A 12850-nucleotide genomic window follows, 5' to 3' on the forward strand; every position below is an offset into this window, starting at 1 on the left:
AAGGTCGAGGAATCCCTTTTCACGGGACTTTCTTGATTTCCCACCACCCCCTGGGACCCACCACCAGCCAGCCCCGAGGGGGGCGGAACAGGGGAGCGAAATGAAGGAATCCACACGGCCATCTACCCGGACAGGATTTCGAGCACCGAGTCATGCAAAGAAGCGTGAAGGGCATCTCGTCCCCTTCGATTCCGCCAAGATCGAAGCCGCCATCACCAAGGCTGGTGCGGCAACCGGGGAGTTCGGCGCGGAGGAAGCCCGTTTGCTGGTAGCCCAGGTCCTCAAGGTCCTAGGGCACCGCTACCGCAGCACCCCCCCCGAAGTGGAAGGCATCCAGGATGTCGTGGAACAAGCCCTCATTTCGGCCAACCACTTCCGCACTTCCCGGGCCTACGCGGTCTATCGCGAACAGCGGGCGCGTCTCCGCAGGGACAAACAGACGGTGGTGGACGTGGAGTCTTCCATCAACGAATACCTGGACCGCATGGACTGGCGCATGAACGCCAACGCCAACCAGGGCTACTCTCTGGGTGGCCTGATCCTCAACGTCTCGGGCAAGGTGGTGGCCAACTACTGGCTCAGTCACGTCTATCCCCAGGAGGCTGGAAAGGCCCACCGCGACGGGGACCTCCACATCCACGACCTGGACATGCTGGCGGGCTACTGTGCTGGCTGGTCCCTGAAGACCCTTCTTCGGGAAGGCCTCAACGGGGTGCCGGACAAGGTGGAGGCTGCACCCCCCAGGCACCTCTCCAGCGCTGTGGGGCAGATCGTGAACTTTCTGGGCACCCTCCAGAATGAGTGGGCCGGAGCCCAGGCATTCAGTTCCTTCGACACCTACATGGCCCCCTTCCTCCGCAAGGATCACCTCTCCTACGAGGAGGTCCTTCAGTCCATCCAGGAACTCATCTACAACTTGAACGTCCCCTCCCGTTGGGGCACCCAGACCCCCTTCACCAACTTGACCTTCGACTGGACCTGTCCGGATGATCTGGCCCAGGAGCACCCCCTGATCGGCGGCGAGGAAATGCCCTTCACCTACGGAGAACTGCAGGTGGAAATGGACATGATCAATCGGGCCTACATCGAGGTCATGACGGCAGGGGACGCCAAGGGCAGGGTCTTTACCTTTCCCATTCCCACCTACAACATTACGAAGGACTTCCCCTGGGAATCGGAGAACGCGGAACGGCTCTTCGAGATGACGGCCAAGTATGGCCTCCCCTACTTCCAGAACTTCCTCAACTCGGATCTAGAACCCAAGATGGTTCGCTCCATGTGCTGCCGTCTCCAGCTTGACTTGCGGGAGCTCCTCAAGCGGGGCAACGGCCTCTTCGGAAGCGCCGAACAGACAGGGTCCATCGGGGTCGTGACCCTCAACTGCGCCCGCCTGGGGCATGTCCACGCCGGAGACGAGGAAGCCCTATTCCTCCGCCTGGACGAACTGGTGAACACCGCCAGCCAGACCCTGGAGATCAAGCGCAAGGAGATCCAACGCCTCATGGATGCAGGACTCTTTCCCTACACCAAGCGCTACCTGGGCACCCTTCGCAACCACTTCTCCACCCTGGGTGTCAACGGCATCAACGAGATGATCCGAAATTTCACCGAAGACGCCCACGACATCACGACCCCCTGGGGACAGGACTTCGCCTTGCGTTTCCTGGACCACATGCGAATTCGGATGACAGAGCTCCAGGAGTGCACCGGCCACCTCTACAATCTGGAGGCCACCCCGGCCGAGGGCACCACCTACCGCTTCGCCCGGGAGGACCAGAAGCGCTTCCTGGGCATCCTCCAGGCTGGCACCCCCGAACAGCCCTACTACACCAACAGCTCCCAGCTCCCGGTGGGTTTCACAGAGGATCCCTTTGAGGCCCTGGAGCGACAGGAGCCTTTGCAGCGCAAGTACACGGGCGGAACGGTGCTGCACCTCTACACGGCCGAGCGGATCTCCAGTGCAGAGGCATGCAGAAAACTGGTTCGAAACGCTCTCTCCCGCTTCGCCTTGCCCTATTTGACCATCACGCCGACCTTTTCAATCTGCCCCATCCACGGATATCTCCCGGGGGAGCAGGAGCATTGCCCGAAATGTGCCGCCGAGGGCCGCCAGCGGGCCTGCGAGATCTGGACCCGAGTCATGGGATACCACCGCCCGAAATCGTCTTTCAATACTGGGAAGAAGGGCGAATACGCTGAGCGGGTCTGCTTTAGCGAAGAACCGGAACTCTGCCATGCTTGAGTCGCTCACCCTGGGCGGCATGGTTCCCTTCAGCACGGTGGATTATCCTGGGGCCCTGGCTGCGGTCGTATTCTGCCAGGGCTGCCCCTGGAGCTGCCCCTATTGCCACAATACCCACCTCCAGACAGGGCCAGCTGAGGGTCCGACCTGGTCTTCGGTCCTCACTTGGCTGAAGATCCGCCAAGGGCTCCTTGACGCCGTGGTCTTCTCCGGCGGCGAACCCACCGTGCAGCCCGGCCTGAGAGAAGCCCTTCATCAAGTCAGAGCCATGGGCTACCTCACAGGGCTCCACACCGCCGGATGCGACCCCAAGACATTCGGGACAGTCCTCCCGCTGCTGGATTGGGTAGGCCTCGACATCAAGGCCCCTCGAACCGACTACGATCGCATCACCGGCCAACCCGGCAGTGATGCCCCGGCCTGGGAAACCCTGAACCTGCTCCTGGCCAGCGGCCTGCCCCACCAGATCCGCACCACAGTGCACCCGGAGTGGCTACCCCCGGCATCACTGGACAAGCTGGATCAGGAATTACTCAAAGTCGGCGCTAGTCCCACCTTCCGCCAACCGTTCCGCCCCCCAGTTTGAGTAGTTGGGGCATCACAGGGTACCCCTCAGCACCCGAGGGTGGGGATTAAGGGCACCACACGACAAGCACGGGACAAGGGCCGAAAACAGCCAAGCGGGAGGGTTCAGAAAAATATATTTTTTCCTAGGGTTTCCTGTAAAAACCCGGCCCCACCAAAACCCATAAGTCCCGATCTGTCAAAGATTTGGAGGCGCCGATCGGAATCGAACCGATGAATAGCAGATTTGCAGTCTGCGGCCTTACCACTTGGCTACGGCGCCGTTTTGTCAATATAACACGAGCCGCATGAAGCGGCTCGTGTTAAGTGGAGCGGGTGATGGGATTTGAACCCACGACTTCAACCTTGGCAAGGTTGCACTCTACCACTGAGTTACACCCGCGATAGACATTTAGCTTATCACGCTGGCAGGAGGTGTCAAGCACTAAATCCGCGCTGGCACTCGGGACAGAGGCCATAGAGGGTCAGTTTGTGGCGAGTCACCTTGAAACCCGAGGCTTTTGCCAGATTCTCGAAGGCGGTGTCCAGCCCAGGACAATCGGTCTCTGCGGTGCGGCCACAGCCCTCGCACAGGATGTGATGGTGGTGGTGTGAACTGTGGCAGCGAACGAAGCGCTGGACCTGATCCTCGCCGACCATGCATTCTGCCCACCCTTCCCCGATGAAACGCTCGAGATTCCTGTAGATGGTGGGCAAGCCGGGGGGTTTGCCCACCATCTGGCCCGCGATCTCCTCCACGGTCAGGGGGCGTTCTGCGGCCTGAAGGACGGCGAGGATGGCCTGACGCTGAGGGGTCTGCTTCAGCCCGGCCTCCCGCAGGGAGGGCGGACAGCTTTCATGGGGACAGTGGACGGATGCTCGCATGCCCCGATCATGCCATCCCCATCAAGGAAACGAAGGGAAATCCCCCCTTTTCAGGCATGCTTGAGTCATGTCCAACCTGTTCCATCTGCGGTCGGAGTCCCCCGCCCAGGGTGCCCCCTTCCTCCCCCTGGCCTTCCGCTTCGCGGCCTCCTTCGGGCTGCTGGTGCTCCATTTGGCCCTGCCACCGGAAATGAAGTCAGGGGAGATCGTCTACCTGGCCTTCCTGGCCCTCCTCTTCCTGGAGAGCGTCGCTGAGGCCCTGCGCTCCCAGAGGGCCACCGGACAATTGTTCGCCACCCCTTCCCTGCCCATGATCCGCATCAACCTGGTGATGGATATCCTGCTCGTGACGGTGCTCATCGCCTTCCAGGGAGTGGACCAGGAGCGCTTCGCGACCATCTACATCTTTCCGGTCCTCGCATCGGCCTTCTACCTGGGCATCGCAGAGATCGTGGGAGTGGGGGTCCTGTCTTCCATCTTCCACATCGCCAGCGTCCTGCTCTTCAGCTCGGGGGCCATGCCGGACTTCGGAGCTTCCGGAAAGAACCTCGGGGCCCAGGCCTCCATGCTCCCATTCATCCTGGGCTTCGCCACGCTGCAGATCTTTGCCACCACCCTGGTGGTGGTGCTGATCCGGAAGCACCTCGAAACCCTGCGTTCGACCCTGAGCCGATCCGAAGCCGTGGTAGACGAACTGGCCGCGCTGCATAGCCATGTGGTGGATTCCATGTTCTCGGGGCTGATCACCACGGACATGGAAGGACACATCACCTCGGCCAACCCGGCAGCCGAAACCATCCTCCACCGTCCCATCACCATTGGAGCAAGGGTGGAAGGTCTTGAGTTCGTGGACCATACGTTCAAGGATCGCCCCGTCCGGGAACATCGATTCGAACGGACCATCCACACGGCAGGGGGGGCCGCGAGGCTCCTGGGGGGCAACGTCGCCCCCATCCGGGACGGGGCGGGGGCCGAAAAGGGACGCCTGATCCTCTTCCAGGACCTCACGGACATCAAGGCATTGGAGGAGCGCACCCGCCTGGCTGAGCGCCTGGCGGCGGTGGGGGAACTGTCCTCCGAACTCGCCCACGAACTGCGCAACCCACTGGCCTCGATCCAGGGCTGTGTCCAGATCCTCCAGAAGGGGGAACACCCCAAACCCATGACGGATCGCGTATTGAACATCCTCCGCCGGGAATCCGAGCGGGTCGGCGCCATCGTCTCGGACTTCCTGGACTTCACCCGCCCCCGGCCCGTGAAGATCCAGACGCTCTGGCTGCCTTCTATCCTGGAGGATGTGCGGGCGAGCTGGGAGATGGATCCCCGCTGCGCCGAGCTGCCCCTCCTGGTGGAGACGGTTCCCGAACGCTGGATCAGTGGCGATCCCCTTTGTGTCCATCAAATCCTGACCAACCTCCTGAGCAATGCCAGAAAGGCCGTGAAGGAGAATGAAAAACCAGCCATCCAGGTCCGCTTCAAGCTCCGAGAGGAATTGATTTCCATCGAGATACGAGACAACGGGTGCGGCATAACCGACGAACGCCTCAAGACCCTCTTCATGCCCTTTTCCGGGGGATTTGAAGAAGGGACGGGCCTGGGCCTGAGCCTCGTCTACCAATTCGTGCAGCAGATGGGGTGGTCCATCGAGGTAGAAAGCAGCCCTGGACAGGGCTCGACCTTCCGCATGGGAGTCCCCCTAGCCACCGCAGAAGATCAAAGCGAGGCTTGAGTCCTTGCCAAGGGCATCCGACAATGGGACATTGCCCTAAACCATGATCGCCCCTGCCCAGGATGCCCCCATGAACCGCAAACTCATCCGCCCAAATCTCTCTGAGATCAAGGAAAAGGCCGGGAAGTCCCCCAGATCCTCCGCCCAGCCCCCCGCCCAGACGCCTCCTCCGACGGTGGAGAGCGGTGGGCGCAACCCCGATGCCGCCAGTGCCCCCCAGGGCACCAGCAGCGCCCGACGGAAGATCGCTCCCCCGGAGCAGACCAACGCCGAGAGCTTCTACTACCTCAAGCAGATGCAGACCAAGACCCCCATGGTGATCGTCCTGCAGAACGACGAGAAGCTGCGAGGCATCATCGAGTGGTACGACAAGCACTGCCTGAAGATCAACCGGGTCAAGGAGCCCAACCTCCTGGTGCCCAAGCACAATATCAAGTACATGTACAAGCAGGATGAAGAGCCCAGGATCCGCCGCACCCGCGGCACCAAGCGGGAGGAAGCGGCCCAGGTGCCCGACGTCGACCCCTCCGTGTTCGACTGAACATGAGGGCACGCCCCCGCCTCGCCATCACCCTCGGAGATCCCTGCGGGATCGGCCCCGAGCTCCTGCTCAAGTCCCTGCCCATCCTTCTGGACTGGGGGGATGTCTGGGTCATCGGTGCCCGGGCTGGGCTGGAGCTACTGGCCGCCCAGGGTGATCCCATCGCCGATTACCGCTGGAATTGGACCGAGCCCGCCCCCGACATGCCTTTGAGCCCGGGGCTCTCCTGCCATCGCCTGGAACTGCAGGTCGGCCAGGAAAGAAACCCCCTCCTGATCGGGTGGATCGATCCCACCCCGGAAGTGACGGCAGACCAGCTGAAGCTCGGCGTCGGTTGCGCCATCTCGGGTCGTTGCGCCGTGGAGGGCGTGCGGACAGGAGCCGAAACGGTCATGGCCGGAGAAACCGATGCCCTGGTGACCCTGCCCCTGGCCAAATCCGCCGCCCACCTCGCAGGCTACAACATCCCGGGCCACACGGAATTCCTTCAGGAACTCACGGGCTCCCCCCTGATCCGCATGGGCTTTGTGAGCCCCACCCTATGCGTGGTGCTCCACACCGTCCACCAGAGCCTCCGCTCCGTGGTGGAAACCCTCAACGCCGAATCGGTGGCTGAGACCCTGGCCTTCGCCGCCGACCGCTTCGCCCAGCTCAGCGGGCGCATGGAGCCCCGAGTGGCCCTCTGCGCCCTCAACCCCCACGCCGGGGAACGGGGGGCCTTCGGCCATGAGGAAGAGATCCTGAACGAAGCGATCATCCAGGCCGAAGCCACCTTCGTGAGCTTCGACGGCCAGCGGACAAACCCTTTCGGGCACCTCCCCAGCCCCTTCCCATCCGGGGCGGCACCGAAGGGCTGGTCCCTCTACCCCACCAAGGAGCCGGAAGTCTCCATCCCGAGCCTCCAACCCGGCCTGGAGGTGGTGGCCCGGGGTCCCCATACCCACGAGACCGAATTCCCCGCCCCACGCTTCTTCGGCCCCTACCCCTCGGACACCCTCTTCCTCCGGGCCGCCCGGGGCGAGTTCGACTTGGTGGTGGCCCTCTACCACGACCAGGGGCTCATCCCCATCAAGGTCCTGGAGCCCGACCGGGCCGTGAACCTGACCCTCGGCCTGCCCTTCATCCGGACCTCTCCAGACCATGGCACCGCCTTCGAGATCGCAGGGCGCTGGGTGGCGGACCCCACGGACTTCCTGGAGGCTTCGGCCCTGGCGGTCCGCCTGGCGGGTCGCGCCAAGGGGCAGAACTGGACGGCGGAGATCTGAAGGTTTCTTCGATCGATCGACCAAACCGGGTAATCTGGAAGACCTTCGTACAGGAGTTCCCATGTCCACAGTAGCGGTGATCCTGGCAGCTGGCCTTGGCAAGCGGATGAAGTCCTCACTGCCGAAGGTGCTGCACCCGATCCTTGGGGATCCGTCCCTGCTGTGGGTCCTGCGGGCCCTGCCCGGGTCCGTGGATCATGCCGTGCTGGTGCTACACCACGGGAAGCCCCAGGTGGAAGCGGAGATCGAGAAGTGGCGGGCCGAGGGGCTCCTCCCCTGCCCTGTGAGCACCGTTGACCAGGGTGAGCCCCTGGGGACGGGGCACGCGGTGCGGGCCGCCGAGGCAGAACTGGACCGCCTTGAGGCGGATCGCCTGCTGATCCTCTGCGGTGACGTCCCCCTGATACAGGCTTCCACGCTCCAGGAGCTGGCCACCGGTCCAGCGGCCCTGTTGGCCATGGATCTGGAGCAGCCCGGCTGCTACGGACGCGTATTGACCCACGAGAATGGCACCCTGGCAAACATGGTGGAATACAAGGACGCCAACGAGACAGAGAGGACCATCCGCCTGGTGAATGGCGGGGCCTATGCCCTGCCCTGGGCGCACCTCAAACCCGCCCTCAGGGCGCTCTCCAACACCAATGCCCAGGGAGAGTATTACCTGACGGACGCCGTGGTGGCTGTGGCCCAGGCCACGCCGGTCGCGGTGGAGACCTGCAACCCGGCGGAGCTGCTGGGCATGAACAGCCGCCTGGATCAGGCCGAACTCCAGGCCATCGCCCGGAAGCGGATCAACGAGGCCTGGATGGAGGAGGGCGTGACCTTCCTGGAACCCGCCTCCACCCTCGTGGGCCCCCGGGCGGTCCTGGCGCCGGATGTCCTACTGGAACCATCCGTCCGCCTGGAGGGGAACGTTGTCCTGGGCCCGGGGACCCGTGTGGGCCAGGGCACCGTGATCCGCGACGCAGAGGTGGGTGCCGAAGTCCTGATCCGCCCCTACTGCGTCATCCAGAAGTCCATCGTAGGGGACAAGGCTCAGATCGGTCCCTTCGCCCATCTGCGCGAAGGTTCGGTGCTTGAGGAAAGGGTCCACATCGGCAACTTCGTGGAAACCAAGAAAGCTACGCTGCGGGTCGGCGCCAAGGCCAACCACCTGAGCTATCTCGGGGACACCGAGGTCGGCGAACGCACCAACATCGGAGCAGGCTTCATCAGCTGCAACTATGACGGCGTGAACAAGCACCGCACCACCATCGGCAAGGATGTCTTCGTGGGGAGCGATGTGCAGATGGTGGCACCCATCACCATCGGGGACAACGTGCTCATCGCCGCAGGCAGCACCCTCACCAAGAATGTCCCGGAGGGTGCCCTGGCCCTCTCCCGGGCTCCCCAGGTGACCAAGGATGGATTAGGCAAGCGTTTCCTGGGCAGGAAGTAGACGGAACCGGGTAGGCTGAAGGATTGGTTATTAGGCGAACATGCTGACGAAAACACTCGAGAACATAGGTGCAAAGGTCATGGGTGCCCTGGCCCAGGCGGGGGACTTTGCGGTCCTCTCCGGGCGCACCTTCCGGGCCATCTTCAAGAAACCCTTTGACGGGGCGAGCCTTCTGCACCAGTTCAACGCCATCGGGGTCAACTCCATCCCCGTCATCGTCCTCACCTCCCTGGCGGTGAGTGCCGTGTTCGCAGTCCAGCTGGCCTTCGGATTCAGGCAGTTCCAGGCAGAAGGCATGGCCAGCGGGGTCGAGGGTCTCGCCATCGTGCGGGAGCTGGCCCCGGTCATCGTGGGTCTCATGATGGCGGGCCGGGTGGGCAGCGCCATGGCCGCCGAGCTGGGTACCATGCAGGTCACAGAACAGATCGACGCCCTGGAATGCCTGGCCACGGACCCCATCCACTATCTCTTCGTGCCCAGGCTGATCGCCGGGGCCATCATGGTCCCCCTCCTTACAGCCCTGGGCATCTACGTGGGTTTCTGGGGCGGCCGCATGATCCTGGTGGGTGTCGAGGGGCAGAGCGCCTTCGTATACTCCGAGGGCTTCTACCAGCTCCTTTCGGCCCGGGACTTCCGCATTGCCATGATCAAGGGCCTCACGTTCGGGATCATCATCGCCCTGGTGGGATGCTGGCGGGGCTACCGAGCCCAGGGAGGTGCTGAAGGCGTGGGCAACGCCCCCACCAGCAGCGTGGTCACCAGCTCCCTGTGGATCCTGGTCATGGACTTCTTCATCACCAAGCTCCTTCTCGTCTGAGGCCCCCTTGGAACCCGTGATCGATGTCGTCAATCTCTCCAAGGCCTTCGGGCCCAAGGTCGTGCTGTCCAACGTGAACCTCCAGGTGCAGGAGGGTGAGAGCCTCGTGGTACTGGGGGGCTCCGGCACAGGCAAGACCGTGCTCCTGCGCAACATCATGGGCCTCCTGACCCCGGACCAGGGCCACGTGGCCGTGGAGGGCAGGATCATCCACCAACTCAAGCGGGAGGAACTCTTCGAGACCCGCCAGAAGATCGGCATGTGCTTCCAGATGGCGGCCCTCTTTGACTCCATGTCCGTGGAGGAGAACGTGGGCTTCGCCTTGACCCGCCACACCACCATGACCCGGGCCCAGATCGCGGAACGGGTGGACGAGTGCCTCGGGCTGGTGGGCCTCAAGGACACCAACAAGCTGCGCACCTCGGAGCTCTCAGGTGGCATGAAACGCCGGGTCGGCTTTGCCCGGGCCATCGCCCTCAAGCCGAAGATCCTCCTCTTCGACGAGCCCACCACCGGCCTGGACCCCGTGATGACGGATGTCATCGGGCGCATCATCCTGGACCTCAAGGCCGAGCTGGGGGTCACCAGCATCACTATCACCCACGACCTCAAGAGCGCCTTCGAGATCGCGGACCGCATCGCCCTCATCTTCCGGGGTGAGTGCATCGCCTGCGAAAGCCCCGATGACTTCCGGAAGAACCCCCACCCCGTAGTGCAACAGTTCCTCCGGGGCGACGCCGACGGCCCATTCCTCCAGGATCCACCGCCCCCCAAGCGGGCCCTGGCACGCGCCCATCACAAGCAGCACATAAACATCTGACCCCGGATAAACCATGAACCTAGAGACCAAAGTCGGAGCCTTTTTCATTGGGACCATCGCCGTCGCGGGCGTACTGGTCCTCCGCATGGAGAAATGGGACGTGTTCGGCAAGAGCGCCGACCGCCAGGTCCTGGCGGAGTTCACCCAGGTGGCGGGATTGAACGCGCAGAGCGCCGTGCGGGTCGCGGGTGTCAAGGTCGGCACCGTGGAGCGCATCGCCCTGGACAAGGGCAAGGCCCAAGTGTTCCTGGCCCTGCCCAAGGATTTCGCCGTCTACTCCGATGCCAAAGCCCAGCTGAGTTCCATTGGCATCCTGGGGGAGAAATACATTGAACTGGACCCAGGCCACCCCGAGGCTGGAACCCTTTCGGGGCCTGGCCCCATCCAGAGCCGCAACGGCGTGAGCATGGACACCCTGATGGAAACCCTCGCAGGGATCGGCCAGGACGTGAAGGGGGTCACCTACGCCCTCAACCAGTCCATGGGCGGGGAGCAGGGACGCGAGAAGCTCGACGAGATCATCGACAACATCCGCGTCCTCACCGCCGAATTCCGGGCCATGAGCCAGGAGAACCACGGCACCATCAACCGCACCCTGGCCAACGCCGAGGCGATCACTGCCGAGGTCAGGGATCGCCTGCCCCGGATCGCCCAGCAGTTCGAGGAGATGAGCCGCAACCTGAATGGACTGGTGGCGGAGAACCGCCCGGAACTGAAAGGCACCCTGCAGGACGTCCGCAAGCTGGCGGCCAACTTCCAGTCCACTTCGGAGAACCTGAAGTCCATCACCGACAAGCTCAACCGCGGCGAGGGCACCGTGGGCAAGCTCCTGACGGACGAAACCACCATCAACAAGATCAACGCCGCCGTGGATAGCGTCAATGACATGTTAGGCGGCTTCAACAAGATGGAGATGCGGCTGGATATGAATGCCGCCTCCTGGACCAAGCGCAGCGACAGCAAGGTGGGACTCGGGCTGGAGATCGCCCCCCGACACGACTACTGGTATTCCATTGCGCTCAGCTCCACCCCGGATGGAAAGGTGAGCGAATCATCCAGCAGCGTCACCAGCACCTCCGGCACAGAGACGAAGACCTACGTCAATACGGACCAGACATTCACGGTTTCAGCCCTCTTCAACAAGCGCCTCGGTGAGAACTTCGTCATCTCCGGCGGCCTGATGGAGAGCAAGGGCGGCGTCGGCGCCGAATTCCGGGCCCTGAACGACACGTTCCGCCTTGGCGCCATCGCCTACGACTTCAGCAAGCGGGACGACAAGCCCAAGCCCCGCTACCGCATCACCACCAGCTACGAGTTCTGGAACGGCCTCTACGGACAGATGGGCGTCCAGGATCTGGCCAACAAAGACCTGCGCACCTTCTTCATTGGCGGCGGCATCCGCTGGAAGGATAACGATCTGAAGAAGATCATCGGCCTGGCAAGTTCAGGAAAGTAAGCCAATCCATGGCGGGCGGGGACTTCCAGGACGGTCAAGGCTCCATGCTGCGCAGGCTCTGTCTTCCGAGCCCCCCCCGCAAGCCGCCCGTGCCGCGCCCAGTCCAGGTGGCCCTCCGGACGCTCCACATTGTGGCCATGGGCATGCTGATGGGAGCCATTCCCTATGGGGGCTCCTCGGAAGCCCTCCACCCCTGGATCCTCGCCACCGTCATCAGTGGCGTGCTACTGCTCGCCATCGACCTCTGGAAGAGCTGCCTGTTCCTGGTGGAGGGCGCAGGCGCCGGGGTGCTCCTGAAGCTCGTAATGCTGGGGCTCGGGAATCTTTTCCCTGAGTCCCGCCTGCCCTGGTACCTCGCGGCCGCAGCGGTCGCCTCCTTCGGGTCCCATATGCCAAGCGCCTGGCGCCACTTCTCCTTCCTGGAGTGGCGCGTCATGGAGATCAAGCCCAGGCGCTAATATCAAGGCGCGAAGGCACCAAGGATTCACCAAGGGCTTACCAGCGACCAGTGAGCATTTCGTCGGTGGGGCGTGGGCGAGGCTGCCTCAGGTAGACGGAGCCCCCACCGATGAAATGCGGTGTTGAACAAGCCCGGAGCGGCGGGGGAGTTGGGCGAGGGCTATGGGGAAATCGCGCCTGCTGATCCACTTTTGGGGACGCCAGGTCCCCTGTCGCCCAGGGATTGCTGACTGCTGAGCCCGACAGTCCCGGCAGGGGCTTGGACCGAGTTGGCGTCATAGCAGGGCTTCGCCGTCCCGCCGTGGTGGAGGTCGTGGTGCAGGTGATGGATAGCTGAGAGGCTGACAGTCATGGCATCACCGCCGGGGGTGCCCTGGAGGCTTCACTCATCAGCGGTCGCCAGAGGATCAGACCACCACAATGAGGGCAGCGTTGCCCCGTGCCTTCGGCTGGACACGCCTCGGCTCTGGGTTTCGGAGCAGGCAGCAGGGCCCTGGCCTGTTCCAGCAGACCTCCACCCTGGGCCGAGGCGTAGAGGCCAAAAGTGCCGGATCTTATGGAAGCCATCCGGAAGGACATGCTGGACAAAGCGGCGCAGGAACTCGATGGGGTGAGGGTGACGGTCTGCTGGCCC

11 protein-coding genes, 2 tRNA genes and 1 pseudogene are annotated in these 12850 nt (G+C 63.2%); 10 read left to right on the forward strand and 4 right to left on the reverse strand.

Annotation, left to right across the window (positions count from 1 at the left end; translation table 11 throughout):
- Nucleotides 1–100 precede the first annotated feature (100 nt).
- Together HOLFODRAFT_RS0205300 and HOLFODRAFT_RS0205305 are read left to right on the forward strand one after the other, a co-directional pair.
- Nucleotides 101–2242: a ribonucleoside triphosphate reductase gene (locus HOLFODRAFT_RS0205300; RefSeq protein WP_005036877.1), complete on the forward strand. Its 2142-nt coding sequence runs from the start codon at nucleotides 101–103 to the stop codon at nucleotides 2240–2242.
- Nucleotides 2235–2828: an anaerobic ribonucleoside-triphosphate reductase activating protein gene (locus HOLFODRAFT_RS0205305; protein ID WP_005036874.1), complete on the forward strand. Its 594-nt coding sequence runs from the start codon at nucleotides 2235–2237 to the stop codon at nucleotides 2826–2828. The genes HOLFODRAFT_RS0205300 and HOLFODRAFT_RS0205305 overlap by 8 nt, the downstream gene beginning before the upstream one ends.
- Nucleotides 2829–3014: 186 nt before the next feature.
- On the opposite strand, the gene HOLFODRAFT_RS0205310 is transcribed toward HOLFODRAFT_RS0205305, so the two are convergent.
- From HOLFODRAFT_RS0205310 to HOLFODRAFT_RS0205320, 3 genes are all read right to left on the reverse strand, one after another.
- Nucleotides 3015–3089, reverse strand: a tRNA-Cys gene (locus tag HOLFODRAFT_RS0205310).
- 45 nt (nucleotides 3090–3134) lie between these two features.
- Nucleotides 3135–3209, reverse strand: a tRNA-Gly gene (locus HOLFODRAFT_RS0205315).
- A 35-nt stretch (nucleotides 3210–3244) separates the two neighbouring features.
- Entirely contained in the window at nucleotides 3245–3691 is a 447-nt protein-coding gene (locus tag HOLFODRAFT_RS0205320; RefSeq protein ID WP_005036872.1) for a Fur family transcriptional regulator, read from the reverse strand.
- 67 nt (nucleotides 3692–3758) lie between these two features.
- Here HOLFODRAFT_RS0205320 and HOLFODRAFT_RS0205325 point away from each other — a divergent pair, with 67 nt between their 5' ends.
- The 8 genes from HOLFODRAFT_RS0205325 to HOLFODRAFT_RS0205360 all read left to right on the forward strand — a co-directional run bounded on the left by HOLFODRAFT_RS0205325 (nucleotide 3759) and on the right by HOLFODRAFT_RS0205360 (nucleotide 12215).
- A complete protein-coding gene (locus HOLFODRAFT_RS0205325) occupies nucleotides 3759–5420 on the forward strand; it encodes a two-component system sensor histidine kinase NtrB (RefSeq protein WP_005036870.1) in 1662 nt (553 codons plus the stop codon).
- Between the two features lie 70 nt (nucleotides 5421–5490).
- Nucleotides 5491–5961, forward strand: coding sequence for an Hfq-like protein (locus HOLFODRAFT_RS22700; RefSeq protein WP_005036869.1), 471 nt, complete (start codon nucleotides 5491–5493; stop codon nucleotides 5959–5961).
- 2 nt (nucleotides 5962–5963) lie between these two features.
- The gene (locus tag HOLFODRAFT_RS19600; RefSeq protein ID WP_005036867.1) at nucleotides 5964–7226 is read left to right on the forward strand and encodes a PdxA family dehydrogenase; all 1263 of its coding nucleotides are present in this window, start codon (nucleotides 5964–5966) and stop codon (nucleotides 7224–7226) included.
- Between the two features lie 61 nt (nucleotides 7227–7287).
- Nucleotides 7288–8664: a bifunctional UDP-N-acetylglucosamine diphosphorylase/glucosamine-1-phosphate N-acetyltransferase GlmU gene (gene glmU / locus HOLFODRAFT_RS0205340; protein WP_005036865.1), complete on the forward strand. Its 1377-nt coding sequence runs from the start codon at nucleotides 7288–7290 to the stop codon at nucleotides 8662–8664.
- A 40-nt stretch (nucleotides 8665–8704) separates the two neighbouring features.
- A complete protein-coding gene (locus HOLFODRAFT_RS0205345; RefSeq protein ID WP_005036863.1) occupies nucleotides 8705–9481 on the forward strand; it encodes an MlaE family ABC transporter permease in 777 nt (258 codons plus the stop codon).
- A gap of 16 nt (nucleotides 9482–9497) precedes the next feature.
- Nucleotides 9498–10301, forward strand: a complete 804-nt coding sequence (locus HOLFODRAFT_RS0205350; protein ID WP_052572592.1) for an ABC transporter ATP-binding protein — start codon at nucleotides 9498–9500, stop codon at nucleotides 10299–10301.
- Nucleotides 10302–10314: 13 nt separating this feature from the next.
- Entirely contained in the window at nucleotides 10315–11757 is a 1443-nt protein-coding gene (locus tag HOLFODRAFT_RS0205355) for an MlaD family protein (protein ID WP_005036859.1), read from the forward strand.
- Between the two features lie 8 nt (nucleotides 11758–11765).
- On the forward strand, nucleotides 11766–12215 hold the full coding sequence (locus HOLFODRAFT_RS0205360; protein WP_005036855.1) for a hypothetical protein: 450 nt from the start codon (nucleotides 11766–11768) through the stop codon (nucleotides 12213–12215).
- Between the two features lie 349 nt (nucleotides 12216–12564).
- On the opposite strand, the pseudogene HOLFODRAFT_RS25755 reads toward HOLFODRAFT_RS0205360, so the two are convergent.
- A pseudogene (locus tag HOLFODRAFT_RS25755) lies at nucleotides 12565–12850 on the reverse strand (transposase); the annotation flags it as partial.

The sequence above is a fragment of the Holophaga foetida DSM 6591 genome (assembly GCF_000242615.2).
Lineage (GTDB): Bacteria > Acidobacteriota > Holophagae > Holophagales > Holophagaceae > Holophaga > Holophaga foetida.

What these genes read in the sequence shown, in the direction of transcription:
- HOLFODRAFT_RS0205360 (WP_005036855.1), top strand. Translation starts at nt 11,766, where the DNA reads ATGGCGGGCGGGGACTTCCAGGACGGTCAAGGCTCCATGCTGCGCAGG.
- HOLFODRAFT_RS0205305 (WP_005036874.1), top strand. Translation starts at nt 2,235, where the DNA reads ATGCTTGAGTCGCTCACCCTGGGCGGCATGGTTCCCTTCAGCACGGTG.
- HOLFODRAFT_RS0205355 (WP_005036859.1), top strand. Translation starts at nt 10,315, where the DNA reads ATGAACCTAGAGACCAAAGTCGGAGCCTTTTTCATTGGGACCATCGCC.
- HOLFODRAFT_RS0205320 (WP_005036872.1), bottom strand. Translation starts at nt 3,691, where the DNA reads ATGCGAGCATCCGTCCACTGTCCCCATGAAAGCTGTCCGCCCTCCCTG.
- HOLFODRAFT_RS0205300 (WP_005036877.1), top strand. Translation starts at nt 101, where the DNA reads ATGAAGGAATCCACACGGCCATCTACCCGGACAGGATTTCGAGCACCG.
- HOLFODRAFT_RS19600 (WP_005036867.1), top strand. Translation starts at nt 5,964, where the DNA reads ATGAGGGCACGCCCCCGCCTCGCCATCACCCTCGGAGATCCCTGCGGG.
- HOLFODRAFT_RS0205345 (WP_005036863.1), top strand. Translation starts at nt 8,705, where the DNA reads ATGCTGACGAAAACACTCGAGAACATAGGTGCAAAGGTCATGGGTGCC.
- HOLFODRAFT_RS0205325 (WP_005036870.1), top strand. Translation starts at nt 3,759, where the DNA reads ATGTCCAACCTGTTCCATCTGCGGTCGGAGTCCCCCGCCCAGGGTGCC.
- HOLFODRAFT_RS22700 (WP_005036869.1), top strand. Translation starts at nt 5,491, where the DNA reads ATGAACCGCAAACTCATCCGCCCAAATCTCTCTGAGATCAAGGAAAAG.
- glmU (WP_005036865.1), top strand. Translation starts at nt 7,288, where the DNA reads ATGTCCACAGTAGCGGTGATCCTGGCAGCTGGCCTTGGCAAGCGGATG.